The sequence below is a fragment of the Pseudarthrobacter sp. 01T43 genome (assembly GCF_056398665.1).
The window spans coordinates 57,522-82,125 of record NZ_JBFTPV010000013.1 but is presented as its reverse complement, the minus strand read 5'-3'; the positions used below and the strand labels follow the sequence as shown (position 1 = coordinate 82,125).

Below are 24,604 nucleotides of genomic sequence, written 5' to 3'. Positions count from 1 at the left end.
CGTGCGCGGCTGCGCAGCCGGTTGAACACTTCATGCAATGTCCCCGCCCGCACCGATGGTCCGGCCTTTGGACCCGGACAGGCAGGGATCAGGAACTCAGCGGCGCATTGTCGATCAACCTGACCGGCCCTACCTTGGCCGCGATGAGCGCCAGGCCTTCGCCGCGGAAGGGGACGTTCCGGCAGTTCTCGGCGAGGGGTTCGAGCGTCCGCGGGTCCACCACGTCGAAGTAGTCGAGTTCCACCAGCGGCTGGGATGCCACCATGGCCTGGGCTGAATCAAGGTCCAGCGGCTCGTGGTCTTTGGCCCGCTCCTCAAGCAGCCGCAGGGCGCGGGAAAGCACCAGGGCTGCCTGCTGCTCCTGGTCGGACAGGAAACGGTTGCGGCTTGAGAGGGCAAGGCCCTCTTCGGAGCGGACCGTGGGCACCGCAACGATCTCCACAGGGAAATTCAGGTCTGCCACCATCCGCCGCACCAGAGCCAACTGCTGCGCGTCCTTTTGCCCGAAGTAGGCACGGTAGGCGGGCAGCCCGCCACCGCCGGACGCGAACGCGCCTGCGGGCGGGAGGCCCGCGCCCGGAATGCCGTAGTGCAGCAACTTGGCAACGACGGTGAGGGCGCCGTCAAAATGCCCGGGCCGTGATGCACCCTCCCATTTTTCCCCAAGGGTGCCGGCCGTTACGCGCACCAGCGGCTCCCCGCCGGGATAAACCTCCTCCACCGAGGGCGCGAACACCAGATCCACGCCTTGCGCTTCGAGCAGGGCGACGTCGGCTTCGAGTGTCCGCGGGTACCGGTCAAGGTCCACCGCATCGCCGAACTGCAGCGGATTCACAAAGATGGAGGCCACCACAACGTCGTTTTGTTCGACGGCGGTCCGCGCCAGCCGGGCGTGCCCTTCGTGGAGAGCGCCCATGGTCGGCACCAGGCCCTGGGACCTGCCCTCCTTCCCGGCCAGGATGCGGGCACTGGCCCCGCGCAGTTCCGCCGCTGTCCGTACCACTTGGGTAGCCACGTCAGTCTCCTTCTTCCAGGGCCGATCGGATGGCCCCCAGTTGATCCGTTTTGAGCAGCCCACGATTTTCCGCCCGCCGCGCGGTGGCGCGGGCCATGGCGAGGTAGGCCTCAAGAACATCGCCGTGCGCCCCGGCGTCGTACTCGCGCAGCGCCTCAGCGTGAGCCGCCACGGTCCCCACGTCACCGCGGGCCACCGGCCCCGTCAGTGCGGATTCGCCGGAGGCCAGCGCGTTCTCGAGCGTGGCGCGCAGAAGCGGCCCGAGCATCCGGTCCGGCGCGTCCACGCCCACGTCCCGCAGCAACTGGGATGCCTGCGCCACGAGTGTGACCAGATGATTCGAACCGTGGGCCAGGGCCGTGTGATAGAGCGTCCGGTCCGCCTCGGCGATGGCAACAGGCTCGGCGCCCATCTCCACCACCAGCGCCTGCGCGATGGGCAGCATCGCGGCGTCGGCGGTCACCCCGAAGGTGCAGTCAAGCAGGCGGGTCAGGTCCAGGCTCATACCCGTGAACGTCATGGCAGGATGCAAAGCCAGCGGGATCGCTCCGGCGGCCCTTACCGGGCGCAGTACCCCGACCCCGAACCTGCCCGATGTGTGCGCCACCAGCTGGCCTGGCTGCCAGGCCCCAAGTTTGGCGAGGCCCTCCACCAGGCTGGCGAGTGCGTCGTCCGGCACGGCCAGGAGGACCAGTTCGGCGCGCTCCACAATCTCCTGGATTTCCAGTACCGGGACGCCGGGGAGCAGAGCTTCCGCCCGTTCCCGGCTGGCATCGGACACCGCGGAAACCCCGACGACGGCGTGTTCCGCCGCTCGGAGCGCCGCCCCTAGTACGGCACCGACCTTGCCTGCGCTGATGATTCCGACGCCAAGGCGCCCCGGTTTAGCCACGGCTGGTGCTCTCCTGTTGGTTGATGGTTTCGCTCCCCAATCGCTCCCCCGGAGCGGGCTCACCTTCCAGGGAGGGGGCCACCTGGGCGAGCCATTGTTCGCTGGTCTGCCGTTTGCGGGCCAGGCGTGCGCGCGCGGACTGTTCATTAAAAAGGGTCCGCGCCTCGTCCAGCCCCGCCTGGGTCAGGCGGGGCGCCACCGGCCCCGCAGTGGTGTGGAGCACCACGTCCGCCAGGCGGAACCGACGGGCGATTGGACCTTGGTGCATCGCCATCGACTGCGTGCGCTGGTGCGGGACCATCACCAGTTCCCGCCACCACCGGCCCGAGCGGATCAGCAGGGCCGTCTCAGTAGCGGCGAACCCGTTGCGGCGCCAGGCAAACGGCGCCAGGAACCGGCCTCGGCGGGGCGTGGTGATAAACCCGCCGTCGGAATCCACTCCGCCGAGCCCCGCCGAAAAAATGCGTCCGGGCTCCGGCGTCCCCGGATCCGGCAGGACGAGTGCGAGCATGCTCATCACCTCGGGAAGCTTGCCGACCGGCAGCAGCGTGGTCCGTGAGGCTGACTCACCGTTGCTGCCCGGCGCACCGTAGCCGGCGACATTGACTTGGATCCGGTACCACCCAAAGATGCGCCAGAGCGGTGACTGAACCACCTTCAGGGCCTGGATCCTGCCGGGCGGGAGGGTCTGCGCCTGCGTATCCAGCAGCCCGTAGCGGAGCCGGATCCCGTCCGGCGAAATTGCCGCCGTGAAGTTGTAACCCTTATTGAACGAGCCCCAGTAGCTGGCCGCAAGGCCCAGCGCCGCCGGGATCAGGTAGAAGTAAAAGCTGCGGTTGTCCGTCACGGCGGACAGGATCACGGAGGCGACGCCGCCCAGCACCACACCGACGCTCTGCTCGCTGAGGAGCAGCGAACCAAAAAGGCGCGACGGCGGCACGGACAGCATCGGAAATTCGGGCGCCTCGGGCGGGGCCTCCAGTGGCCGGGCCGGGTCGGGGAGCACCCCGGCGGCACGTGCCAGGATGGTGGCCCGGAGCTGCCGCGCATCGTCCATCCGCAGGTAGGCGAGCTTGACGGCGGATTCGCCGGCGTCGGCCACCTCGAACTTGAGTTCTGCCAGGCCGAAGATCCTGGCCAGCAGGGGCTGGACGATGTCGATGGCCTGCACGCGGTCCAGCCGGGCCTGCCGCTGCTGGCGGAAGAGGAAGCCGGAGTTGACCCTGACGTAGCCCCCGGACACCTGGTATTTGGTGAAGTACCAGGCCAGGATGAAGCCCAGAACGGCCAACACCAACATGATCCCGCCCCCGGCCACCAACCAGGGCGCACGGCCGGCGAAGTCGTCCTCGATGAGGGCACGGCCCTGCAGCAGCCGTTCGAAGCTGTCCCGCCCGAAGAAGAACCCGATGGCCGCCAGCGCCACCCAGCCGCGGACAAAAGGCGACGCCGGGTGCACCCGCAGCCACTCGCCGTCGGGCGCTACTCCGGGTTCGGGGGCAGGCGCCCCCGTCGCTGCGGTGCGAGCATCCAGCGCTGCGCCGGAAAAATCCGGTGCTGCGACGGAAACATCCGGCGCGCCGCGCTCCGGAAGGTCAGCGGTCACAGCCCTGCCAGCCTGGCTTCGCCCCTGGCGGCGAGCTGCTCGCGCAGGCGTGCCCCCTCCTCGGCGGGCAGGCCGGGGATAGTGGCGTTGGTGCCGGGCGAGGCGGTGTGGAGCTTCAGCGTGCACAGCCGCAGCCCGCGCTCAACGGGACCCACCCCTATGTCCACGTACTGCATGCGGCCGTAGGGAACTGCCATGGTGCGCTGGAAGAAGATGCCGCCGCGGATCAGCAGGTCGTCATCCCGTTCGGCATAGCCGATGGCGCGCACCTGTCGCGGAATCAGCACCAGCCGCCACACGGCCAGGACCAGCGTCGCCGCGGGAACCGTGACGGCCAGCCACAGCGGTGGCCACCGCCACCACCCAAGCAGGACGAAGGCGAGGGGCAGGCTCAGGACAATCACCGCGAGCACATTGCCCATGGCCCACTCCACCAGCCGGACCTTGACGTACTTTGGGGACACCCGCTGCCAGGTGATGCCCGTCGGATCAATCGCCTCGGTAGGCATACTCCCCCTCCCCTGCTGCCTCTCCGCGCGCCGCGCGGCCGTTCTTTCCATCGCCGACCCCTGCGTCCGTGTCCTCGGGCGGGATCCTGCAGAACCGCTCCACCAGCAGGCCCACCACGATCATCACCAGGCCTCCGCCGGCCACGGCGATGGCCACCCACGTGATCCCCTGGTCGCTGCGAAGGTTCCAGACGCGCAGCTGGTCCAGGAAGATTCCCACGTGCCAGCCGAGGAGGACCGTACCCGCATAGGCGCAGGCCTGGGCCAACACCAGGGTCCTCGCGGCGAGGATGGGGTCCAGTGCTTTCTTGCGTTTGGTGCTGTTGCGCCAGCGAAGGACCCGGATGCCAAGAATCAGCGTGATGACAACGATGACGGCCATGGTGGCTAGGGCAGTCACCGGGAGCACGGGGGTGGCCAGACCGTAGCGCGTGGTCACCACAGTGGCTGACCAGCCGGCGATGGTCAGGACCAGGCCGATCAGCAGGAGCCGTCCAGGGCTGATGGGTTTCACTGCTATTCCACCGCCCCGGCGGTAGGGACGCCGTCGTAGTCACCGAAACCGTCGAACGGCACGATGTCAGCAAAATCCGCTGCGCGCGCGGCCAACTCACCGATCCGTTCGCCGCCAAGCGTTGCCGCAGGGTCGATGAGGGACCAGGGGTACAGGACAAAGGCGCGCTCGGCAGCACGGGGATGCGGCAGGGTCAGGTCCGGACTGTCGCTGGTGACGTCGCCGTACGTGATGATGTCGACGTCGAGTGTCCGGGGCCCCCAGCGCACATCACGTACGCGGAGGTGCTTGTTCTCCACCGCGTGGCAGTGCTCCAGGAGCGCCTCCGGGGACAGGGTGGTTTCCACTGTCATCACCATGTTCAGGAAGTCGGGCTGCCCGGCCGGGCCGCCGACCGGTTTCGTCTGCACCACCGGAGAAACAGCCAGCAGGCGCACCTCCGGCGGGTCCACAAGGTCCGCGACCGCACCGGACAGGGTGTCGTTCCGTTCGCCCAGGTTGCTGCCGAGGGCCAGGACCGCTTTGGTGTAACCGGCGCTCATGGTCTCTCCCTGTGCACGCTGACGGCCACGTCACCGAAGGGCACCTCGATGGGCGCCTGCGGCTTATGGACAGTGATGTCCACGGCCCCGATGTTGAACCGGTCCAGCAGGTCATCGGCAATCCTGACGGCCAGGGCCTCGATCAGGTTCAACGGCTCCCCCGTGATCCAGTCCTTGATCCGCTCGGCCACTTCACCGTAATGCGCGGTGTCCCGGACGTCGTCCGATTCCGCCGCTTTGGCGAAGTCCAGGTGCAGGACCGCGTCCACCACAAAGGGCTGGCCCTCCCGGCGCTCAAAATCGAACACGCCGTGATGGCCGACGGCGGTGACACCGCTCAGCGTAATCCTGTCCATGGGTCCCCCGGCCCTAGTGAGTGGCGCGGGCAGCTGCCACGCGCGAAGCAACCTTAACCGCGTCAAGGCTGGGCCCGACGTCGTGCACCCGGACGGCCCAGGCGCCGCGGAAGGCACTGATGGCCGTAATGGCCGCGGTGGCGGCGTCGCGCTCCTCCGGGGCGGCGGACTTGCCGGCAACGGTGAGCAGGGTAGCCAGGAAGCGTTTGCGGGATGCCGCAACCAGGACGCGGTGCCCCAGGCTGTCCAGCTGGTCCAGGTTCTGCAGGAGCTCCCAGTTCTGGGCATCGTTCTTCGCGAAACCCAGGCCGGGGTCAACGATGATCTGCTCCGGGCTCACGCCGGCGGCGAGGAGCTTGTCGCGCACGCCTGCCAGTTCGGCCACCACTTCGCCGGCAACATCCTTGTACTCGGCCAGCGAATTCATGGTGCGGGCATCGCCACGGCGGTGCGTCAGGACGTAGGGCGCTTTGGACGAGGCCACCAGTTCTGCCATTTCGGGCTCCATGGTGAGGCCGGAGACATCGTTGATGATGGCGGCCCCGGCCTTCAGCGCTGCCGCCGCCGTGGACGTGTGCGTGGTGTCGATGGAAACGAGGGCGCCGGCCTTGACCAGGGCCTCGATGACAGGGACCACCCTGCGCTGTTCTTCCTCCGGGCTGACATCCAAGGCGCCGGGGCGGGTCGATTCGCCGCCGACGTCGATGATGTCCGCGCCCGCGTAAAACATCCGCAGGCCGGCCGCGATGGCGGTGTCCGCGGTAGCGTGCTTGCCGCCGTCGCTGAAGGAGTCCGGAGTAACGTTCAGGATGCCCATGACCAGTGTGCGGTCGGTGGGCAGGTCKGCGAATTTCGCKGCCGGGCGCGGTTTGCGCAGGATRGGCAGCGGGGAGGTCGCGGGCCCGGTTCCCGGGGCTGCAGCTAGTGAGTCCATGGTCTGATACTTACCTTCCGAGGATGAGGCTCATGGCCTCGGCACGGGTGGCCGGGTCATGGAGCTGCCCGCGTACCGCACTGGTGACGGTCTTCGCTCCGGGCTTGCGGACACCGCGCATGGACATGCACATGTGCTCGCATTCAACAACGACGATCGCGCCACGGGGTTTGAGGTGGGCGACCATCGCTTCGACGATTTCCGTGGTGAGGCGCTCCTGCACCTGCGGACGGCGGGCATAGATGTCCACGAGGCGTGCCAGCTTGCTGAGGCCGGTCACCTTTCCCTCATGCGAGGGGATGTAGCCCACGTGGGCCACCCCGTGGAATGGCACCAGATGGTGCTCGCATGTGGAGTAGAAGGGAATGTCCTTGACCAGGACCAGTTCCTCGTGGTCCAGGTCAAAGGTGGTGGAGAGGACGTCCGCGGGATCATGGTGCAGCCCCGCGAACACCTCGGCATAGGCCTTGGCCACCCGCCGGGGCGTGTCCACGAGCCCGCCGCGGTCAGGGTCCTCACCGATTGCCAGCAGGATCTCGCGGACGGCAGCTTCGATCCGCGGCCGGTCCACTTTCTCATGCTTGTTGTGGTGGGATCCGTCGTCCGCCGGGTGTCCGGCGAAGGAGGGCGCGTCGTCGTCGTCGATGTGGTTCACAGAAGAAGCTTAGCCGCGCAGGGCGTCAGGCCCAGAGTCGGGAATGCCGCCTTGGAAAGGAGCATCCTCGGGGACACCCTGCGAGTGCGGAGGCTGGGCGTCCAACGGCTCGTCCAGGCGGGCCCGTTTGGCCTCTTCCTGGGCTTCGCGCTCCGCCCTTTCCAGCCGGGATTCCACAGGACCGGCCTGTTGGACCGGCCGGGATTCCTTTGACAGCCATACTTCGCGGAAGTCACGCAGGCGGATGTCGCTGAAGATGTCAGCGATCTCTGCCTGGTTCAAGGTTTCCCGTTCAAGGAGCTCCAGGGCCAGCTGGTCCAGGACGTCGCGGTTTTCGGTGAGGATCGCGTAGGCCTCGTCATGTGCCTGGTCGATCAGGCGGCGGACTTCCTCATCCACAACGTAGGCGATCTGGTCCGAGTAGTTGCGCTCGTGGCCGGCATCGCGGCCCAGGAAGGGCTCGCCGCCGCCCTGGCCCAGGCGCACGGCACCAACCCGCTCGCTCATGCCGTACTCGGTGACCATCCTGCGGGCCGTGGCAGTGGCCTTTTCGATGTCATTGGAGGCGCCGGTGGAGGGGTCGTGGAAGACGATTTCCTCCGCCACGCGGCCGCCCATGGCGTAGGCCATCTGGTCCAGCAGCTCATTACGGGTCACGGAGTACTTGTCGTTATCCGGTACCACCATGGTGTAACCCAGGGCGCGCCCGCGGGGCAGGATGGTGATCTTGGTGACCGGCGCAGAGTTCCGCAGCGCCGCTGCCACCAGTGCGTGGCCGCCTTCGTGGTACGCGGTGATCTTGCGCTCGTGCTCCTTCATGACGCGGCTGCGCTTCTGCGGGCCGGCCATCACGCGGTCAATGGCCTCGTCCAGGGCGCGATCGTCAATGAGGTTTGCATTGGAGCGCGCAGTCAGCAGGGCGGCTTCGTTGAGCACGTTGGCCAGGTCAGCACCTGTATAGCCGGGGGTCTTCTTGGCCACGGCTTTCAGGTCAACGCCCGGGGCCATCGGCTTGCCCTTGGCGTGCACCTGCAGGATCTGGTCGCGGCCGATCATGTCGGGCGCGTCCACACCAATCTGGCGGTCGAAGCGTCCCGGGCGCAGCAGGGCGGGGTCCAGGACATCCGGGCGGTTGGTGGCAGCGATCAGGATGACGTTGGTCTTGACGTCGAAGCCGTCCATCTCCACCAGCAACTGGTTGAGGGTCTGCTCGCGTTCGTCGTTGCCGCCGCCGATGCCGGCACCGCGGTGGCGGCCGACGGCGTCGATCTCGTCCACGAAGATGATGGCTGGCGAGTTGGCCTTGGCCTGCTCGAAAAGGTCGCGGACGCGGGAGGCGCCGACGCCGACGAACATTTCAACGAAGTCCGAGCCGGAGATGGAGAAGAACGGAACACCGGCTTCACCTGCGACGGCGCGGGCCAGGAGGGTCTTGCCGGTTCCGGGCGGGCCGTAAAGCAGCACACCCTTGGGGATCTTGGCGCCCACAGCCTGGAACTTGGCCGGCTCCTGCAGGAATTCCTTGATTTCCTGAAGTTCCTCCACGGCCTCGTCAGCACCGGCGACGTCCACAAAGGTCACCTGCGGCATGTCTTTGCTGACCATCTTGGCCTTGGACTTGCCGAACTGCATGATCTTGGAGCCGCCGCCCTGCATGCGGGTCATCAGGAACCAGAACAGTGCGCCGAGGAGGATGACAGGGATCAGGAGTGAGAGCAGGCCGGAGAACCAGTTACTCTCGATCGGCTGGTCCGTGTACCCGTTGGCCGGCTTGGAGTCAGTAACGGCCTTGACGACGTCGCCTGCGCGGGCGTCAACATAGAAGAACTGGACGCTCTTGCCCTTGTCTTGTCCGTCCACGCTGTAACTGTCCTTCAGGACCAGGTCAACACGGTTCTCGCCGTCGAAAATCTTTGCCTGCTCAACCTTGCCGTTCGCGGCGAGGAGCTCAAGGCCCTTGTCGGTATCGATCCGTGCCGCACCGCCGGGAGCCAGCGTTGCAAAGGCCACGAGGAGCATGGCGATCACAACGACGATCCAGATGCCCGGGCCCTTGAAGAAACTCTTAGCTTTCATCTGTTCGGGGGCTGGCCCCGTCCCTCCTGGTAGTGCTGCACGGCGAGTGGTCTACGCGCGTGTGGTGCTGCATCAGCTACTAGCTATACACCGTCCGGAGTAATTCACGCACGGTGCCGGCCAAAAGTTCCCTCTGGGCGTAGCAGCGTCACGACGGGGGGCCACCGTTCTGCGCGCTTTGGGCCTGTTCGCGGGGGCTGCTAACGGGGTGGCCTGCCGACGGGCCGGCGGGAGGGTTCGCGTCCGCCACGCCCTCGATGGTGTCCATCAGGATCCCGGCGGCGCGGGCTGCCAGGTCCATGGGTTCGCCTCCGGAGTCCACCAGCACCACCGGGATGCTGCCCGGGTTGGGTAGCTGAAGCTGCCGGGAGTGCCGGGGCGCGTAGAGGATACCGTCCACGCGGCGCAGCAGGAGGGACCCGACGTCGGCCGCCCTGTCTTCGGGGCGCGCCGATCCGGGGGTGTTGATGACCAGGATGCTGTAACCGCGGGCGCGGGCGGCCCGGTCAGCCCCGGCCATGATCCGGCCGGCGTGCAGGTTGGCGCCGGCATCTTCGATGACCAGCCCCAGCAGGGCTGTCCGGCTTGTCCGCAAGGCGCGGGCAACAGTGTTCGGACCGTAGCCCAACTGTTTCGCCGCGGCCCTGACCCTTTCCCGGGTTTCCGGGCTGATCCGGGCTGAAGCCACCTCATTCAGGACGTGGGAAACAGTGGTCACTGAAATCCCGGCTGCCACCGCCACGTCCTTGATGCCAACGTTCCTGCTGCCAACGTTCCTGCTACTCAAGGGGTCCCCACGCTTACTTAAACGCCGCGAGATGGCACTTCACGGCAGTGTTCAGTCCAGGACTGACGTGAAATGCCATCTCGGCGGGAAGTGCGGTTACTCGTAGACGTGCGGGGCGAGGGTGCCCACGAAGTCCAGGTTGCGGTACTTTTCCGCGTAGTCCAGGCCGTAGCCCACCACGAACTCGTTGGGGATGTCATAGCCGACGTACTTGACGTCGATTGCCACCTTGGCGGCCGTGGGCTTGCGGAAGGCCGTGCAGATCTCCACGGACGCGGTGCCGCGGGATTCGAGGTTGGTCTTGAGCCAGGACAGCGTCAGGCCGGAGTCGATGATGTCTTCAACGATCAGGACGTCCTTGCCCATCAGATCCGTGTCGAGGTCCTTGAGGATACGGACCACGCCGGAGGACTGGGTGCCGGAGCCGTAGGAGGACACTGCCATCCAGTCCATCGAAACGTGGCTGTGGAGCGCGCGGGCGAGGTCGGCCATGACCATCACAGCACCCTTGAGGACGCCGACAACGAGGATTTCGCGGCCTTCGTAGTCCTTGTCAATTTCGGCAGCGAGCTCGGCGATCCGCTGCTGGATCTGCTCCTTGGTGTAGAGAACGTGCTTGAGGTCTGCCTGGACGTCGTTTGAATCCACCAATGGCTCCTGTGTAGATGCGGGGTGCGACTATTCTTGGGGCGGTTTTTGAGGCCGGAATACTAGCTTCCCACAGCGCGCGGCTTCGCGGGGAACGGAAGTGCCGCCGTCGGGGCCCGCACCGGCCAGGGTCCGCTGGCCCCCGGCGTCCAGCTGCGCCAGGGACAGCCGGTACACGCTCACCCCGCCGGGGAGCTCCACGGGACCGGCCGAACCCTGCCGCCGCAGCAGCGCTTCGGCCGCCAAAAGGCGCTGGTAGCTGGGTTGTTGACCCCCGACGTCGGCAGCTGCCTTGGCGATGACGCGGAACCTGATGGCCGGCGACAGTCCTCGCAGGGCGTCTTCCGCAAGGTTGATCTCCTGTCCGGACCGCTGCGCCAAACCGGCATATGTGCGTTCCGCCACGTCCTCCAGATAGTCGGCGTCCAACTGAAGGATTGAGGCGGTCCGGGCGAGTGATTCGGCCACCCCGGGCCCGAGCTTTTCCTCCAGCAACGGCAGTACTTCCACCCGGGTGCGGGAACGGGCAAACGCAGGATCCGAATTGCTGGGATCGTGCCAGGGCTCCAGGTCCTCAACGCGGCAGATCTCCAAGGTGTCCTCGCGGCGCAGGCCCAGGAACGGCCGCAGCAGCAGCCCCCGGGCAGGTCGCATTCCGGCCAGCGAGCGGGTGCCGGAGCCGCGGGCCAGGCCCAGGAGAACCTGTTCGGCCTGATCGTCCAGCGTGTGGCCGAGCAGGATCGCGGCGGCGCCCTGTTCACTGGCTGCTGTTTCCAGTGCGGAGTGGCGGGCATCCCGGGCGGCCGCCTCCGGGCCCATGCCCGTGGGCGACACCTTAACGGTCCGCACCTCAACCGGGGAAAGGCCCAGTTCCTTCAGTGCCTGAGCGGCGGCTAACGCCACCTGCGCCGAACCGTTCTGCAGCTGATGATCCACCACCACGGCGCCCACCGTCAGCGGGTGCCCGTCGACGTGGCCGCGCCGGGCAAAGTAGGCCGCCACGGCGGCCAAGGCCAGGGAATCCGGTCCGCCGCTGCAGGCCACCAGCACGTGGGCCGGATAACCGGCCTCCGCCAGGGCGTTCTGGAGCATTTTGCGCGCTTTGCCGACGACGGGCGCCAGCCTGCCGGGCCGCCGTCGGCCGCTTGAGTGCGGCACCCTTCCGGCGTGCGCCGGAGAGCCCGGCTGCCCGGGCAAACCTGGCTCGTGCGGGAACCCCGGCAACTGGGGGGAATCCGGCACGTGGGGGGAATCCGCCACCTACACGCCCATCCGGTCAACCCACAGCTTGGGTTCGTGGATTTCCGGCTCGGTGGGGAGGTTGTCCGCCGATTCCCACACGCGGTTGAAGCCCTCCATCCCGGCGACGTCCACCACCGCACGGACAAACCTGGCGCCGTCGGAGTACTGGCGCATCTTGGCGTCAAGGCCCAGCAGGCTGCGGATGAACTTCTCCATGACTCCGCGGTCTTTGCCGCGGTCGGTGAAGCGCTGGCGGATGGTCTTGACCGACGGGATGATGCTGGCGTCGACGGCGTCCATCACCACGTTCGCGTGGCCCTCCAGCAGGCTCATCACGGCCGTCAGATGCGAGAGGGATGCCTTCTCCTCGGGGTTCTGCAGCAGGTCCAGGATGGCGCCGCGGCCCGGGGTGTTGCCCGTGGCAGTCCGGTCCTTGAGGGACCGTGCCGCAGCCGAGGCCCGGTCCATGAGCGAGTCCACGTTGCCCAGCAGGTGCCCGCTGAGGTTGTCGATCTCGGACAGCATGTGGTGGCGGAGCCAGGGCGCGGCGGCAAATTGCACGCGGTGGGTCTGCTCGTGGAGGCAGACCCAGAGCCGGAAATCCTCGGGCGCGACGTTGAGTTCCCGCTCCACGGAAACGATGTTGGGGGCCACCAGCAGCAGCCTGCCACCCGCCGGCGCCTTCGAATCTTCGGCGAGCGCGGCGAAGGGATCGTACTGGCCGAGGACCTTGCTCGAAAGGAATGCCAGGACGGCGCCGAGCTGGCTGCCGGTGATAGCGCCGCTGACGCTGGCCGCGGCGGGGCTGACTGTGCCGCGTCGGCTTTCGAGCATCTTTTCCATCGCGGGCTTGAGCATCACGGCGAAGCTCTGGGTGTTGGCCTTGGCCCAGTTGGCCCGGTCCACCACCAGGACAGACGAGTCCCGTAAATCCCGTGCGGCGTCGAGGCCCGTGATCTCGTGGACGTGCGGAACCGACGCATCCGCGAGGCTCCGGAGGCTGTCCACCGCATCGTTGATGGCCCCCCGTTCCAGGACCGGTCCCGCGGAAGCCAGCCGCGACGCAGTGGATGCGGCCAGGTCCCAATTGATCAGGGCCTGAGCCGGGCTGGATGATGCCGGTGCTGACGAATCACGTGCAGTGGACTCCATAGCCCCATCACATCACAGCCGACGGCGGATGGTCCTTAAGTTCGCTGACCGGCGAACGCGGGCTGGCATGCTCGCGGCAGGCTGATCGGTGCAGGCTGGCGCTGCAGCGGTCTTGGCCCGCTTGAGCGGTGCTGCCCCCCAACGCTCTTGCGGGGTGCGGCCGCTCTGGCGCGGTATGTCCGCTGTTGTCACACCTACCGGCAGCCGCAGCCAGCCAGTGCGGACGCGGCCCGGTCCACGGCCTCCCGGTTTCCGGCCGCGCCGGGAGTTAGTCCGTTGCCGATGAAGGAGAAGACCAGCAGCCGTCCGTCGGCGTCCACCACGTAGCCGCTGAGAGCGATGACGGAGTTCAAGGTCCCGGTTTTGGCCCGGACCAGCCCGGCGCCGCGGGACGTGGCGGCATCCTCGTAGCGGGCGTCCAGGGTTCCGGACAGCCCGGCCACCGGGAAACCATCCAACGCCGCCCGCAGCCGGCGATCCGTTCCAGTGGTCATGGCACGCACCACGTCGGCCAATTGCCGGGCCGAGGCCTGGTTACCAATGGCCAGCCCGGACACATCCGCCAACCGCATGGCGGGTGTGGCGATGCCCAGTTCCGCCAGCTGCGCACGGACGGTGGCCATGGCGCCGTCGTTACTCGCGGGGTTTCCAGCGGCCGCGGCGGCCATCCGCCCCAGAACCTCGGCCAGGTAATTGTCAGAGGTTTCCAGCATCAAGCCAACCTGTTCGGCGACCGTGGCTGACTGCACCTCCGCCAGTTGTGCGGGCGCACCGTTCACGGTTCCGGACGCAGGGGAACGCCCGACCCCGGCCGCCACCGTGAGTCCTGCAGCGGCACCTGCCGCCTTGAGCTGCCCGGCGAACGCCTCCGCAGCGGTAACCGCCGAGTCCTGCGGGCGCGGTCCCGCGGTGACGTCCGGGTTGTAGCGTGCCGAGTTCAGGGCCAGCGGGTAAAGCGGCGCCACCTCGCCCGCTGCAACGTCCCCGTCTCCCCAGGCCGGGTTCAGGGCCGGTCCGCTGAACAGGGAGTCGTCCACCTGGACCGACAGCTCGCCGGTTGTTCCGTTTGCTTGGAGTGCTGCGATTGTGGCCGCGGCAAGGCTGCCCAGCCCGGCGTGGCCCATCACCCGGCCCGGCGCGGACTCGCCTGCGCTGAGGAGCACATCGCCGCCGCCGGTCAGCACCACCTTGTTGGCGTCGGATCCAGCCATGACCCGGGTGCTGAAGCGGTGGTCCGGCCCAAGCGCCCGCAGGGCAGCCACCGCGGTGAACAGCTTCATGTTGGAGGCGGGGACCCGGTTCTCCGCACCGCCACGGTCATAGAGGACATCGCCGGTGAGCGCATCCTGGACAAGCCCCGTGAAGCTGCCATCGCCGTCGGGCTTTAACACGGCGTCCAGCTGCGCCGTCACTGCGGACGGCAACGGCACCGGCGCACTGTCCGTGAGCGGGGACAAGCCGTGGCGGGCGGCCAGTGTGGCCGGGGGCAGCTGCCAGGCTGGCGCGGCCGGAGCGGCAATGGGCGGTTTCGGACCGATAAAGCCGGGCGCAACCACCACGGCCGCGGGAACGGCGAGCGCCAGCATTAGAGCGGCCAGGGCGGCCAATGGCCAGAACCGCCGCATGCTGCGGCCGGTGCGCTTTGTTACAGAGGGCAGACCGTCCTTGGACGCCGTCCTGAACCCGGCGGGGGGCGATGTTTCCTTCATGCTGCAGCTGGTCCTCAAGTCCTGAAATTTCCCGCAAGTTCCTGAAACCTGGGCCTCTCGCTATATCCTCAATAATAGTCGGCGGCACCGACACTCCTTTGTGGTTCGTCTCCTGTGCCGCGAACCCCTGCAATTGCCGAGGAGAATTCCCATGAAGCATGACGTGACCATCGAGATCCCCAAGGGATCACGCGTCAAGTACGAAGTTGACCACGAGACCGGCCGCGTCCGCCTGGACCGCGTCCTCTTCACCTCCATGCAGTACCCCACGCACTACGGATTCTTCGAGAACACCCTGGGCGAAGACGGCGATCCGCTGGATGCGCTGGTGCTTCTGCAGGACTTCGATCTGCACCCGGGCGTCATCGTTGAGTCCCGCCCCATCGGCGTCTTCAACATGACTGACGACGGCGGCGGCGACGCCAAGGTCCTGTGCGTCCCGGTGGACGCCCGCTTCGATCACATCCAGGAAGTCAGCGATGTCAGCGAATTCCTGATCAAGGAGATCGAGCACTTCTTCACTCGCTACAAGGACCTGGAGCCGGGCAAGTGGGTCAAGGCTGAAGGCTGGGGCGACCGCGCCGCTGCCGAGGCCGAGCTGGAAGCGTCCATCAAGCGTTACGTGCCAGCCGCGCACTAATCTCAAAGCGAGTCCGACGGCGGGTGCCCGGTTCACGAGAACCGGGCACCCGCCGTCGTTGTTTACCGATTTTTTGTCCAGATAACGCGGCTTCCCCGGCCGAAAAGGCGCAATAGGTGGACAAAAACTGTGGAATCGTGGACCTGTGAGTTCAGAGCCTTCCTTTAACCCTCCGTATTTTGAACCTCCGTGCGGGCCGATCAGCGGATGGCGGGACGGTGAGGTGGTGCGCGCCACCGGCATCCCCTACGCCACGGCAGCCCGCTTCCAACCCCCGGTAGCTGCGCCGGACTCGGCTGACACCTTCGCGGCGACCACCCTCGCGCCGGCCTGCCCCCAGGGTCCCGTCCCGTTCCTGGACGACGTCCTGGGTACCCGTTACGGCGAGCTTCCCGACAGCGAGGACTGCCAACGCCTCTCGATCACTGCGCCGGCCGATCTCGCCGATGCCGAAAAAGTCCCCGTCATGGTGTGGCTGCACGGCGGTTCCTACACCTCAGGTTCCGGCGACCTGGCGATCTTCGATGCTACCTCCCTCGTAGCGGAGAACCGGGTCATCGTGGTCGCGGTGACATACCGGCTGGGTTTGTTCGGATACCTGGCAACGGGGACCGGCCGGCCCGCCAACCTCGGCCTGCTGGACCAGTTGGAAGCGTTCCGTTGGGTGCAGCGCAACATCGCAGCCTTCGGCGGGGATCCGGAACGCGTCACCGCGTTCGGACAGTCCGCAGGAGGCGACTCCGTGGCCCACCTGATGGCGACGCCGGAAGCTCCCTCGCTGTTCCAGCGGGCCATCATCCAGAGTGCGCCGTTGGGTATCACCCGCGGCCGGCACAAGATGAGCCGCGCCATGGGCATCGCAGCGGAAGCAGTCACCGAGGACACGCCTGCCATGGACGTCGTGGCCATCGAGGACCACGTGTCGCAGGTGGCACGCAAGTACGGGCTGATGGCCGCCATGCCGTTCGGAACACAGTATGGGCACGCCCCGCTGCCGCCCGAATCGGAGATTGAATCCGCCTGGAACGTGACGGCGCCGGGCATCGAGGTGCTAATCGGGCACACCTCTGATGAAGCCAGGCTGTTCCTGCCCCGCGCCCCGTTCGTCGRCCGTCTCCGCAAGGTACCCGTGTTGGGCACCGCAGCCGTCAGGGCCATCAACTGGGCGGTGACCGAGGCCGTATACGGGAGGGCTGCCCGGAAGTTTGCCCGCCGTCATACCCGCGCCGGCGGCAAGGCCCACAGCTATGTGCTCTCGTGGGGCGCGCCAGGGAACTTTTACCGCGCCGCCCACACCGTGGACCTGCCTCTGCTGTTCGGAAACCGGGAGACCTGGGCCGCCGCCGGGCTTCTGACGGGCGCCACCTGGGACGAGATCGACGCCGTGGGCCGTGAGGTGCGGCGGCTGTGGGCCACGTTTGCCCGGGGCGAGGGACTTGGTGCGACGGGCGGCATTCCCGGGGCACTCCACTACCGTCTGGCTCCATGAGGACGCTGGGCGTCGATCTCGCCGCGGCGACCAAGAAGACGGCCGTCGCTGTACTGGAGTGGTCCGCTGGCACGGCCCGCTTGGAGCATCTGGCCCTGGACGTAGGAGACCAGGAAATCGTGGAACTGTTCGGCGCCAGTTCGATGACCGGGATCGACTGCCCCCTTGGCTGGCCGGATGCCTTCCTGCCGTTCCTCACCGGCCATCTGAATCTCGATGCGCGTCCTGTCCTGGACCACGATGGCATCGAGGGACGCCGGCTGCTGGCCTACCGGGACACGGACCGCTTCGTCACGGGGCACACCGGGCTGATCCCGCTCAGTGTCTCCGCCGACAGGCTCGCCCACCCGGCCATGCGGTGCGCCGTGATCCAGGCCAAAATCGCCGCGGAGCACGGACCGCAGGCCAGGGATGGGTCCGGCCGCCTGGCGGAGGTCTACCCTGCGGCGTCCCTCAAGATCTGGGGCCTCCTGGCCCGTGGCTACAAGGGCCGGGGCGCTCCCGAGGCGGAACGTCTTGGCGTGATTCTGGAGCATCTGAGAACGGCCGCGCCGTGGCTGGACCTTGCCGGTCACGAGGACCGGCTGGCAGCATCCGATGACCTCTTTGACGCGGTCATTGCGTCGTTGACCGCCCGCGCTGTTGCCATAGGCCAGACTCTGAGCCCACCGGCGTCCCACGCGGAAGCAGCCCTGACCGAGGGCTGGATCCACGTGCCGTCCGGCCAGCTCGCCGGCCTCCCCTCCTAGCCGAGTTTTTGTCTAGATAAACCCGCTTTCGCCCCGGAAAAGCTGCAATAAGTGGACAAAAACTCGGGAAGTGGTCAGGAGCCGAGCGTCCAGTTGCGGATGTCCTCCGGGTCCTCGCCCTCGGTCCGGGTGTGTTCACGCGCCTCCATCCGGCGGTCCTGGAGGCTCTGGCGCAGCAGGGAATGCTTCTCCGCCAGGCCCGGCACCCGGTCGATCGCGTCGATGGCCAGTTGGAACCGGTCGATGCCGTTCAGCATGGCCATGTCGAACGGCGTGGTGGTGGTTCCTTCTTCCTTATACCCGCGGACGTGCAGGCCCTCCTGGTTGGTGCGCCGGTAGGCCAGCCGGTGGATCAGCGCCGGATAGCCGTGGTAGGCGAAAATGATCGGCTTGTCCGGGGTGAAAATCCCGTCAAAGTCCCGCGACGTCAGCCCATGCGGGTGCTCACTCGCATCCTGGAGCCGCATCAGGTCAACTACATTCACCACCCGGACCTTCAGTCCCGGAGCGCCTTCCTTCAGCAGCTCCGCGGCGGCCACGGTCTCAACCGTTGGCACGTCACCAGCGCAGGCGAGCACCACGTCCGGCTCCTCCCCCGGCACCTCCGAGCCCGCGAACTCCCAAATGCCCAGCCCCCGCCGGCAGTGGTTCGCGGCGTCGGCCGGGCCCAGCCAGGTGGGCGAGGGCTGCTTGCCGCTGACCACGATGTTGACGTAATCGGTTGACGCCAGGCAGTGCTCCATGACCGAAAGCAGCGTGTTTACGTCCGGCGGCAGGTAGACCCGGATGACCTCGGCTTTTTTGTTCACCGCGTGGTCGATAAAACCCGGATCCTGGTGCGAGAAACCGTTGTGGTCCTGCTGCCACACATGTGATGAGAGCAGGTAGTTCAGGGACGGCACCGGCTGACGCCACGGCAGCTTCCGGTGGACCTTGAGCCACTTGGCGTGCTGGTTGAACATCGAATCCACTATGTGGATGAAGGCCTCGTAGCAGCTGAACACCCCGTGCCGGCCGGTCAGGAGATACCCCTCCAGCCAGCCCTGGCAGAGGTGCTCGCTCAGCACCTCCAGCACGCGGCCGGACCGCGCGAGGTGCTCGTCGACGTCGTCAATCCGGTACTGCCACACTTTGTCGGTGACCTCATAGACGTCCTGCAGCCGGTTGGACGCCGTCTCGTCTGGCCCGAACAGGCGGAAGGTTTCCATGTTCAGCGAGATGACATCGCGCATCCACGAGCCCAGCGTGATCATGGGGCTGATCCGTTCAGTTCCCGGTTGCTGAACCTCGACGGCGTGGGCCGAGTAGGCGGGAAGCTTGAGGGGTTTGCGCAGCAGTCCGCCGTTCGCGTGCGGCGTGGCGCTCATCCGAAGGGTCCCGGACGGCGCATTCGTGGCGACGTCCGCGCGGAGCCGGCCGTCGGCGTCGAACAGCTCGTCGGGGCGGTACGACTTGAGCCACTCCTCGAGCTGCTTCAGGTGCTCACCGTTGGTGCGGACCTCGGCCAGCGGGACCTGATGGCTCCGCCACGTTCCCTCCACCTGTTTCCCGTCCACCGTCCGCGGCCCGGTCCACCCCTTGGGAGAGCGCAGCACAATCATCGGCCAACGCGGTGCGGTGACGTCCGCGCGCGACCCCGCTGCAGCGCCGCCGTCGTCCGTCCCCCCACCAGCAGTCCCGCCACGGCGGGATTCCTGGATGGCGTGGATGGCGGCAACGCAGTCATCGACGGCGGCGGCGAAGTCGCGGTGCGCCCTTTCGGTGTCATCGGGGTCCCCGACGGTGACGAAGTACGGCTCATGCCCGTAGCCGCGGAGCAGCTGCTCCAACTGCTCCTCCGGCATGCGCGCCAGGATGGTGGGGTTGGCAATCTTGTAGCCGTTCAGGTGCAAGATGGGCAGCACAGCCCCGTCATGCACCGGATCCAGGAAGTTGTGCGAATGCCAACTCGCCGCGAGCGGCCCCGTTTCCGCTTCGCCGTCGCCAATCACGACGGCGGTGATCAGCTGGGGATTATCGAACACGGACCCGTACGCGTGGGCGAGCGCGTACCCCAGTTCGCCGCCCTCGCTGATGGACCCGGGCGTTTCCGGAGCGGCGTGGCTGGGAATCCCGCCGGGGTAGGAGAACTGGCGGAACAGCTCCGCCACGCCCGCCTCGTCCCGGCCCACGGCGCCGTAGATTTCCGAATAGGTCCCCTCCAGCCAGGCGTTGGCCACCACCGCCGGCCCGCCGTGCCCGGGCCCGGCCACGAACAGCATCTCCTGTGAGTCCCTGCGGATGACACGGTTCAGGTGGGCGTACACGAAGTTCAGCCCCGGCGTGGTTCCCCAATGCCCCAGCAGCCGTGACTTGGTGTGGTCCGCTGCGAGGGGCTCACGGAGCAGCGGGTTGGAACGGAGGTAGATCTGACCCACAGAAAGATAGTTCGCGGCCCGCCACCAGCGATCCACAAGTTCCAGCTCATCCTGGGCCACGTCGTCCTGGCTCAGCGTGTCCTGCGTCAATTCGTCCTGCGGGCTGCCGTTCATGACCGTCCTCACGTCGCTGCGCGCCGCCCCTGGGCGGCCGTCCCCCCATCGCAACATCTTCGGCGCGCACGCACAACCCGAACACACCCCTGACCTGCTGCATGGCCCCCACATTCACTTGCCCACAGCCTGCTACCAGCGGGTAGTCTGATTTTCACATGTTCACGTTGACCATCAACCAGACCGATAGCCGGCGCGACGGCGACCGCGTTCCTCAACTACTGAAGGACCTGCGGCACATCCCGGCGCGCCTTGATTTTGACCGCTCAGTGGAAGACGAAGTGCAGGGGATAGTCGACTCCCCGCACCAGGCAGTGGAAGCCGCACTGATCGCCCTGCGCTGCGGCTCCTGGTACGTGGGCGTGGGCGTAGGACCCGTCAATGAACCTCTGCCCAACCAGATCAAGGACGCCTCCGGCCACGGCTTGATCTACGCACGGCGCGCCGTGGACAGGCTCCGCAACGCCAAGGAACGCATTCCTGTTGCCGTGGAGGGCCCGCTCGCCGACATTGCCCATGAAGCCGAAGCGGTCCTTCGGCTCCTCGGCCACATCGTCAGGGACAGGTCCGGAGCCGAGTGGCGGGTCCTTGACCTGATGACCCCAGGCGTCCGCGGACAGCAGAAAGCCGTAGCCCACGAACTGGGGATCACCACACAGGCCGTCAGCAAGGCCGTGGCGAGGGCTCAATGGACCGAGGAGTACGCCGCCCGGCCGGCCGCCGCCCGACTGCTGTCGCTCATCCTTGAGGTGCGCTGAGCGCCCTGGTTGTTGGGAAGCAGCCCTACGGCAGGAGGCTGAGCAAAACGTGGGCAGCGCCGTCGTCGAACACTGAAGCGGTGACCTCGTCGGCCACGGCGATGACCTCAGCCGGGGCCTGGCCCATGGCCACACCCCGCCCTGCCCAGCCCAACATTTCGATGTCGTTCCGGCCGTCGCCAATGGCCACGGTCCTGTGAGGCTCAGTCCCCAACTGGCCGCGGATCCGTTCCAGTGCGCTGGCCTTGGTGACGCCGGCCGCGGCGATGTCCAGCCACGCGGTCCAGCCGACGGAGTACGTGACGCCGGCCAGGCCGATCTCCTCAATGGTCTCGGAGAACTCCTCGGGCGTGTTTTCGGTGCTGAACACCACCAGCCGGACTGCGGTTGAGTCCAACAGTGTCTGGAAGTCGACGCCGATCGCCTCAACGCCGAAGCTGGCATCATGGAAGCGCTCCGTGGCGAGGAAGTTGCCATCTTCGTCCTCCAGCGCGTACTTCGCGGTGGGCAGGCGTTCGCGGAGGGCCCGGAGAGCCGGGGCCGGATCGAAGGTGGACTTGTGGATGATTTCGTAGCCGTCGGCCAGATCCGGATCCAGCCGGAGCGTCACGCCGCCGTTGCAGCAGACGGCGTAGCCGGTGTCGATGCCGATCTGCTCGATGATGGGCAGGGTGGCGGTCAGGGAACGGCCGGTGGCGATCAGGACGTCGTGCCCCGCAGCCACCACAGCCTGCGCGGCTTCGCGGACCGGGGCCGACATGTGGCCGTCGTGGTCCACCAGGGTGCCGTCCACGTCCAGGGCCACCATGAACTTGGTGCTAGTGCTTTCGCTTGCAATCCGCTGGTCATCGATGCCAGCGACTGTGGATTCAGTCAGAATAGTCATGCTTCCAGTGAACCAGAGACCCCGGAAACCGGCTAGGACGCAGGCCACAGCCCCCGGTGAACACGTGGTTAATACTCACAGGTTATCCCCGCTGTGAGTGTTAACCTGCCCCGCCGGCTGAGTCAGCGTGGCAGCCCAGGCAATTCCCCGCCGGATAGTCAAAACCCCGCCGTCTGCCGGGGAACGGACCACCAGACGGGGAACTCTCGGAGCGGCGGTGCAAACGGGAGGCTAGAGGACCGGGAAGACTTCCAGGCCACCCAGGTACTTCTGCAGGGCGGCGGGAACGTTGACCGAGCCGTCGGCGTTCTGGTGGTGCTCCAGGATGGCCACGATCCAGCGGGTGGTGGCCAGGGTGCCGTTGAGGGTGGCCACGGCGCGGGTGCCCTTGGCTACGCCTTCGTCGTTGATGACCCGCTCACGGATATTCAGGCGGCGGGCCTGGAACGTGGTGCAGTTCGAGGTGGAGGTGAGCTCGCGGTAGGCGCCCTGCGTGGGAACCCAGGCTTCGCAGTCGAACTTACGGGCGGCGGACATGCCGAGATCCCCCGCGGCGGTGTCGATGACCCGGTACGGCAGCTCGCACTTGGCCAGCATCTCCTCTTCCCAGGCCAGCAGGCGTTTGTGTTCGGCCGCGGCCTCTTCCACCGTGGTGTAGATAAACATCTCCACCTTGTTGAACTGGTGGACGCGGATGATGCCGCGGGTGTCCTTGCCGTGCGAGCCGGCTTCGCGCCGGTAGCAGGAGCTTTGACCGGCGAACCGGATCGGGCCCGACGTGAGGTCCAGGATTTCGTCCGCGTGGTAGCCGGCCAGAGCTACCTCGGAGGTTCCCACAAGGTAGAGGTCATCCTCGGCGAGACGGTAGATCTCGGCGTCGTGCTTTACGTCAAAACCGGTGCCCTGCATCGTTTCGGGGCGCACCAAAGTGGGCGTGATCATGGGAACGAAACCGGCCTCGATGGCCTGATCCATGGCCATCTGCAGCAGCGCCATCTCCAGCCGCGCGCCCACGCCGCGCAGGAAGTAGAAGCGGGAGCCGGACACCTTCGCGCCGCGCTCCATGTCGATCGCGCCGATCAGCTCACCGATTTCCAGGTGGTCCTTGGGCTCGAAATCGGGGAATTCGCGGGGCGTGCCGACGGTCTTGACCACAATGTAATCGTCCTCGCCGCCTTCGGGAACGCCGTCTTCAATGAGGTTCGGGATGGCACGCAGCAGTTCGTCCTGCTTGACCTGCACAGCGTCAGCTTCTGCGGACGCTGCCTTGACGGTGTTGGCCAGTTCCTTGACCTCGGCGAGAAGGGCTTTCTTCTCATCGCCCTTGGCCTGCGCCACCTTCTTGCCGAAAACATTCTGCTCGGCACGGAGGTTTTCGTACCGGATCAGGGCAGCCCGCCGGGCGGAGTCTGCTGCGATGATCGCGTCCACCACTGATTCGTCGGCGCCGCGGGCGCGCTGGCTGGCACGGAACTTGTCCGGGTTTTCGCTGAGGTCTTTTACGTCGATCACCAGACAAGAGTATCTAATCCGGCGCACCGGGGGCTGCCGCCCGGAGCGCGGAAACGGCGGCGCGGCGCCCGGGCTACTGTTGAAGCACCATGAACGACTGGCTTCTCTACCTCCTGAGTGCGGCAGCGCTGGCTTTCGCTGTCTCCAGTTGGTGGGGTGTGCGGAAGCTTAAGGCCCTGCACGTGCGCAGCGCTGTCAACGAAGTTGCCCACGAGGCCGGCCTCACCCACCAGCGCGTGGCCGTGATCCTCAACCCCGTCAAAGCACGCGCCCACGAGGCGAAAGCAGCCATTCAGCGCGCCTGCCTCACAGCCGGTTGGGACGATCCCCTCTTCTTGGAGACGACGGCACAGGACCCCGGATACTCCCAGGCCAAAGCGGCCCTGGAATTCAAGGCCGACGTCGTTCTGGTGGGCGGTGGCGACGGTACCGTGCGGGTCGTGGCCGAGACGCTCGCGGATACGGATATCGCCATGGGCATCATTCCGCTGGGAACCGGGAACCTGCTGGCGCGCAACGTTGAATTGGACGTCAACGACCTCCGCGCCAATATCCAGACAGCCCTCTTTGGCCAGCAGCGCTACATCGACACAGCACGGATGCGCATCGAGAACTCCCGCACCGGCCACTCCTCCGAACACTCGTTCCTGGTGATCGCCGGGATCGGGATGGATGCGGAAATTCTGGCGGACACCAATGACGGGCTCAAGAAAGCGGTGGGCTGGCTCGCCTATACCGAGGCCGGCATGAGGCATCTGCCCGGCCGGCGTCGGAAAGTGTCAGTCTCCCTGGATGAAAGCCCGGAACAAGTCCGGAACATCCGCACCGTCCTCTTCGCCAACTGCGGGCTGGTGCCGGGCGGGATCGACTTCATCCCCGAGGCCATGATCGACGACGGCATGCTCGACGTGGTGGTCATGAGCCCGCGAAGTGCCTTCGGCTGGCTGGCCATGTACGGGAAAATCCTCTTCAAGCACAGGGGCAACCTGCCCATCATGACCATGTACCGCGCGGGCAAAATCGTCATCAAGTGCCCGGAGCCCATGCCGACCCAGATCGACGGCGATCCGTCGGGTTTGGCCACGAAGGTCACCGTCCGGGTGGCGCCGCGGTCGCTCCTGATCAGGGTCAAGGGTCAGCAGGCCTGAGTGGGGCCAGTCTTCAGGCTGTGGCCTTCTTAGCGGCTTCCTCTGCAGCGACCTTTGCGGCACGCGCCTCAGACTGCTCGCGGATCATGGCCTGTTCCTCTTCGAAGCGCAGACGGTCGGCGCGGTCGGCGTCGTCCCCGTCCCAGTCCTGGTTATCTTCGGCAGGCTTGGGGTTAACAATCATGCCCTGGCCGTCATTGTCCGCACTGTTTGTACTCATGACCCGCTCCGTTCGTTGGGGGCCGTCCCCCAAG

The 24,604-nt window shown here is 66.8% G+C and carries 24 protein-coding genes; 5 read left to right on the top strand and 19 right to left on the bottom strand.

Features of this window, described 5'->3' with window-relative positions; translation table 11 throughout:
* Positions 1 to 88 precede the first annotated feature (88 nt).
* From AC1DIM_RS13095 to dacB, 15 genes are all read right to left on the bottom strand, one after another.
* Positions 89 to 1,015: a 4-phosphopantoate--beta-alanine ligase gene (locus AC1DIM_RS13095; protein ID WP_477710919.1), complete on the bottom strand. Its 927-nt coding sequence runs from the start codon at positions 1,013 to 1,015 to the stop codon at positions 89 to 91.
* Between the two features lies 1 nt (position 1,016).
* The gene (locus AC1DIM_RS13090) at positions 1,017 to 1,907 is read right to left on the bottom strand and encodes a Rossmann-like and DUF2520 domain-containing protein (protein ID WP_477710918.1); all 891 of its coding nucleotides are present in this window, start codon (positions 1,905 to 1,907) and stop codon (positions 1,017 to 1,019) included.
* Complete coding sequence (locus tag AC1DIM_RS13085) at positions 1,900 to 3,441, bottom strand: PH domain-containing protein (RefSeq protein WP_477710967.1); 1,542 nt, start codon at positions 3,439 to 3,441, stop codon at positions 1,900 to 1,902. Before AC1DIM_RS13085 ends, AC1DIM_RS13090 begins: the two co-directional genes overlap by 8 nt.
* Positions 3,442 to 3,509: 68 nt before the next feature.
* Positions 3,510 to 4,022 carry a PH domain-containing protein gene (locus tag AC1DIM_RS13080; RefSeq protein ID WP_477710917.1) on the bottom strand — a complete coding sequence of 171 codons (513 nt, stop codon included), beginning with the start codon at positions 4,020 to 4,022 and terminating at the stop codon, positions 3,510 to 3,512.
* The gene (locus AC1DIM_RS13075) at positions 4,003 to 4,536 is read right to left on the bottom strand and encodes a DUF3180 domain-containing protein (RefSeq protein ID WP_477710916.1); all 534 of its coding nucleotides are present in this window, start codon (positions 4,534 to 4,536) and stop codon (positions 4,003 to 4,005) included. The genes AC1DIM_RS13080 and AC1DIM_RS13075 overlap by 20 nt, the downstream gene beginning before the upstream one ends.
* Before the next feature lie 2 nt (positions 4,537 to 4,538).
* Positions 4,539 to 5,078, bottom strand: coding sequence for a 2-amino-4-hydroxy-6-hydroxymethyldihydropteridine diphosphokinase (folK, locus tag AC1DIM_RS13070; RefSeq protein ID WP_477710915.1), 540 nt, complete (start codon positions 5,076 to 5,078; stop codon positions 4,539 to 4,541).
* Positions 5,075 to 5,434 (bottom strand): dihydroneopterin aldolase, encoded by a 360-nt coding sequence (folB, locus tag AC1DIM_RS13065; protein ID WP_477710914.1) that lies wholly within the window; start codon positions 5,432 to 5,434, stop codon positions 5,075 to 5,077. The genes folK and folB overlap by 4 nt, the downstream gene beginning before the upstream one ends.
* A gap of 13 nt (positions 5,435 to 5,447) precedes the next feature.
* Positions 5,448 to 6,368 (bottom strand): dihydropteroate synthase, encoded by a 921-nt coding sequence (folP, locus tag AC1DIM_RS13060; protein ID WP_477710913.1) that lies wholly within the window; start codon positions 6,366 to 6,368, stop codon positions 5,448 to 5,450.
* Between the two features lie 10 nt (positions 6,369 to 6,378).
* A complete protein-coding gene (gene folE / locus AC1DIM_RS13055; RefSeq protein ID WP_477710912.1) occupies positions 6,379 to 7,023 on the bottom strand; it encodes a GTP cyclohydrolase I FolE in 645 nt (214 codons plus the stop codon).
* Positions 7,024 to 7,032: 9 nt separating this feature from the next.
* Complete coding sequence (ftsH, locus tag AC1DIM_RS13050) at positions 7,033 to 9,099, bottom strand: ATP-dependent zinc metalloprotease FtsH (protein WP_477710911.1); 2,067 nt, start codon at positions 9,097 to 9,099, stop codon at positions 7,033 to 7,035.
* A 148-nt stretch (positions 9,100 to 9,247) separates the two neighbouring features.
* Entirely contained in the window at positions 9,248 to 9,886 is a 639-nt protein-coding gene (locus tag AC1DIM_RS13045; RefSeq protein ID WP_477710910.1) for a LacI family DNA-binding transcriptional regulator, read from the bottom strand.
* 96 nt (positions 9,887 to 9,982) lie between these two features.
* Complete coding sequence (hpt, locus tag AC1DIM_RS13040; RefSeq protein WP_477710909.1) at positions 9,983 to 10,534, bottom strand: hypoxanthine phosphoribosyltransferase; 552 nt, start codon at positions 10,532 to 10,534, stop codon at positions 9,983 to 9,985.
* Between the two features lie 30 nt (positions 10,535 to 10,564).
* Complete coding sequence (gene tilS / locus AC1DIM_RS13035; protein WP_477710908.1) at positions 10,565 to 11,626, bottom strand: tRNA lysidine(34) synthetase TilS; 1,062 nt, start codon at positions 11,624 to 11,626, stop codon at positions 10,565 to 10,567.
* A 168-nt stretch (positions 11,627 to 11,794) separates the two neighbouring features.
* Positions 11,795 to 12,928: a zinc-dependent metalloprotease gene (locus AC1DIM_RS13030; protein ID WP_477710907.1), complete on the bottom strand. Its 1,134-nt coding sequence runs from the start codon at positions 12,926 to 12,928 to the stop codon at positions 11,795 to 11,797.
* 194 nt (positions 12,929 to 13,122) lie between these two features.
* On the bottom strand, positions 13,123 to 14,553 hold the full coding sequence (dacB, locus tag AC1DIM_RS13025; protein ID WP_477710966.1) for a D-alanyl-D-alanine carboxypeptidase/D-alanyl-D-alanine endopeptidase: 1,431 nt from the start codon (positions 14,551 to 14,553) through the stop codon (positions 13,123 to 13,125).
* Positions 14,554 to 14,788: 235 nt separating this feature from the next.
* Here dacB and AC1DIM_RS13020 point away from each other — a divergent pair, with 235 nt between their 5' ends.
* The 3 genes from AC1DIM_RS13020 to AC1DIM_RS13010 all read left to right on the top strand — a co-directional run bounded on the left by AC1DIM_RS13020 (position 14,789) and on the right by AC1DIM_RS13010 (position 17,515).
* Positions 14,789 to 15,277, top strand: a complete 489-nt coding sequence (locus tag AC1DIM_RS13020) for an inorganic diphosphatase (protein WP_024818962.1) — start codon at positions 14,789 to 14,791, stop codon at positions 15,275 to 15,277.
* A gap of 145 nt (positions 15,278 to 15,422) precedes the next feature.
* Positions 15,423 to 16,766, top strand: coding sequence for a carboxylesterase family protein (locus AC1DIM_RS13015; protein WP_477710906.1), 1,344 nt, complete (start codon positions 15,423 to 15,425; stop codon positions 16,764 to 16,766).
* The gene (locus AC1DIM_RS13010; RefSeq protein ID WP_477710905.1) at positions 16,763 to 17,515 is read left to right on the top strand and encodes a DUF429 domain-containing protein; all 753 of its coding nucleotides are present in this window, start codon (positions 16,763 to 16,765) and stop codon (positions 17,513 to 17,515) included. Before AC1DIM_RS13015 ends, AC1DIM_RS13010 begins: the two co-directional genes overlap by 4 nt.
* Before the next feature lie 74 nt (positions 17,516 to 17,589).
* Here AC1DIM_RS13010 and AC1DIM_RS13005 read toward each other — a convergent pair whose 3' ends face one another.
* The gene (locus tag AC1DIM_RS13005) at positions 17,590 to 20,046 is read right to left on the bottom strand and encodes a phosphoketolase family protein (protein WP_477710904.1); all 2,457 of its coding nucleotides are present in this window, start codon (positions 20,044 to 20,046) and stop codon (positions 17,590 to 17,592) included.
* A 158-nt stretch (positions 20,047 to 20,204) separates the two neighbouring features.
* On the opposite strand from AC1DIM_RS13005, the gene AC1DIM_RS13000 reads away from it, so the two are divergent.
* Entirely contained in the window at positions 20,205 to 20,804 is a 600-nt protein-coding gene (locus AC1DIM_RS13000; protein ID WP_477710903.1) for a hypothetical protein, read from the top strand.
* 25 nt (positions 20,805 to 20,829) lie between these two features.
* On the opposite strand, the gene AC1DIM_RS12995 is transcribed toward AC1DIM_RS13000, so the two are convergent.
* Positions 20,830 to 21,690 (bottom strand): HAD family hydrolase, encoded by an 861-nt coding sequence (locus AC1DIM_RS12995; RefSeq protein WP_477710902.1) that lies wholly within the window; start codon positions 21,688 to 21,690, stop codon positions 20,830 to 20,832.
* A 231-nt stretch (positions 21,691 to 21,921) separates the two neighbouring features.
* On the bottom strand, positions 21,922 to 23,202 hold the full coding sequence (serS, locus tag AC1DIM_RS12990) for a serine--tRNA ligase (protein WP_477710901.1): 1,281 nt from the start codon (positions 23,200 to 23,202) through the stop codon (positions 21,922 to 21,924).
* Between the two features lie 89 nt (positions 23,203 to 23,291).
* Between serS and AC1DIM_RS12985 the strand changes: the two genes are divergently transcribed.
* Positions 23,292 to 24,350 (top strand): diacylglycerol/lipid kinase family protein, encoded by a 1,059-nt coding sequence (locus AC1DIM_RS12985; RefSeq protein ID WP_477710900.1) that lies wholly within the window; start codon positions 23,292 to 23,294, stop codon positions 24,348 to 24,350.
* A gap of 13 nt (positions 24,351 to 24,363) precedes the next feature.
* Here the strand turns inward: AC1DIM_RS12985 and AC1DIM_RS12980 are convergent, their stop codons facing one another.
* A complete protein-coding gene (locus AC1DIM_RS12980) occupies positions 24,364 to 24,570 on the bottom strand; it encodes a hypothetical protein (protein WP_477710899.1) in 207 nt (68 codons plus the stop codon).
* Between the last annotated feature and the right edge of the window lie 34 nt (positions 24,571 to 24,604).

Excerpts from the sequence above, each read along its gene's own strand:
- tilS (WP_477710908.1), bottom strand. The coding sequence starts at position 11,626 with ATGCTCCAGAACGCCCTGGCGGAGGCCGGTTATCCGGCCCACGTGCTG.
- AC1DIM_RS12980 (WP_477710899.1), bottom strand. The coding sequence starts at position 24,570 with ATGAGTACAAACAGTGCGGACAATGACGGCCAGGGCATGATTGTTAAC.
- AC1DIM_RS13030 (WP_477710907.1), bottom strand. The coding sequence starts at position 12,928 with ATGGAGTCCACTGCACGTGATTCGTCAGCACCGGCATCATCCAGCCCG.
- folB (WP_477710914.1), bottom strand. The coding sequence starts at position 5,434 with ATGGACAGGATTACGCTGAGCGGTGTCACCGCCGTCGGCCATCACGGC.
- AC1DIM_RS13000 (WP_477710903.1), top strand. The coding sequence starts at position 20,205 with ATGTTCACGTTGACCATCAACCAGACCGATAGCCGGCGCGACGGCGAC.
- dacB (WP_477710966.1), bottom strand. The coding sequence starts at position 14,553 with ATGCGGCGGTTCTGGCCATTGGCCGCCCTGGCCGCTCTAATGCTGGCG.
- AC1DIM_RS13005 (WP_477710904.1), bottom strand. The coding sequence starts at position 20,046 with ATGAACGGCAGCCCGCAGGACGAATTGACGCAGGACACGCTGAGCCAG.
- folK (WP_477710915.1), bottom strand. The coding sequence starts at position 5,078 with ATGAGCGCCGGTTACACCAAAGCGGTCCTGGCCCTCGGCAGCAACCTG.
- AC1DIM_RS12995 (WP_477710902.1), bottom strand. The coding sequence starts at position 21,690 with ATGACTATTCTGACTGAATCCACAGTCGCTGGCATCGATGACCAGCGG.
- ftsH (WP_477710911.1), bottom strand. The coding sequence starts at position 9,099 with ATGAAAGCTAAGAGTTTCTTCAAGGGCCCGGGCATCTGGATCGTCGTT.
- AC1DIM_RS13010 (WP_477710905.1), top strand. The coding sequence starts at position 16,763 with ATGAGGACGCTGGGCGTCGATCTCGCCGCGGCGACCAAGAAGACGGCC.
- AC1DIM_RS13080 (WP_477710917.1), bottom strand. The coding sequence starts at position 4,022 with ATGCCTACCGAGGCGATTGATCCGACGGGCATCACCTGGCAGCGGGTG.
- AC1DIM_RS13020 (WP_024818962.1), top strand. The coding sequence starts at position 14,789 with ATGAAGCATGACGTGACCATCGAGATCCCCAAGGGATCACGCGTCAAG.
- AC1DIM_RS12985 (WP_477710900.1), top strand. The coding sequence starts at position 23,292 with ATGAACGACTGGCTTCTCTACCTCCTGAGTGCGGCAGCGCTGGCTTTC.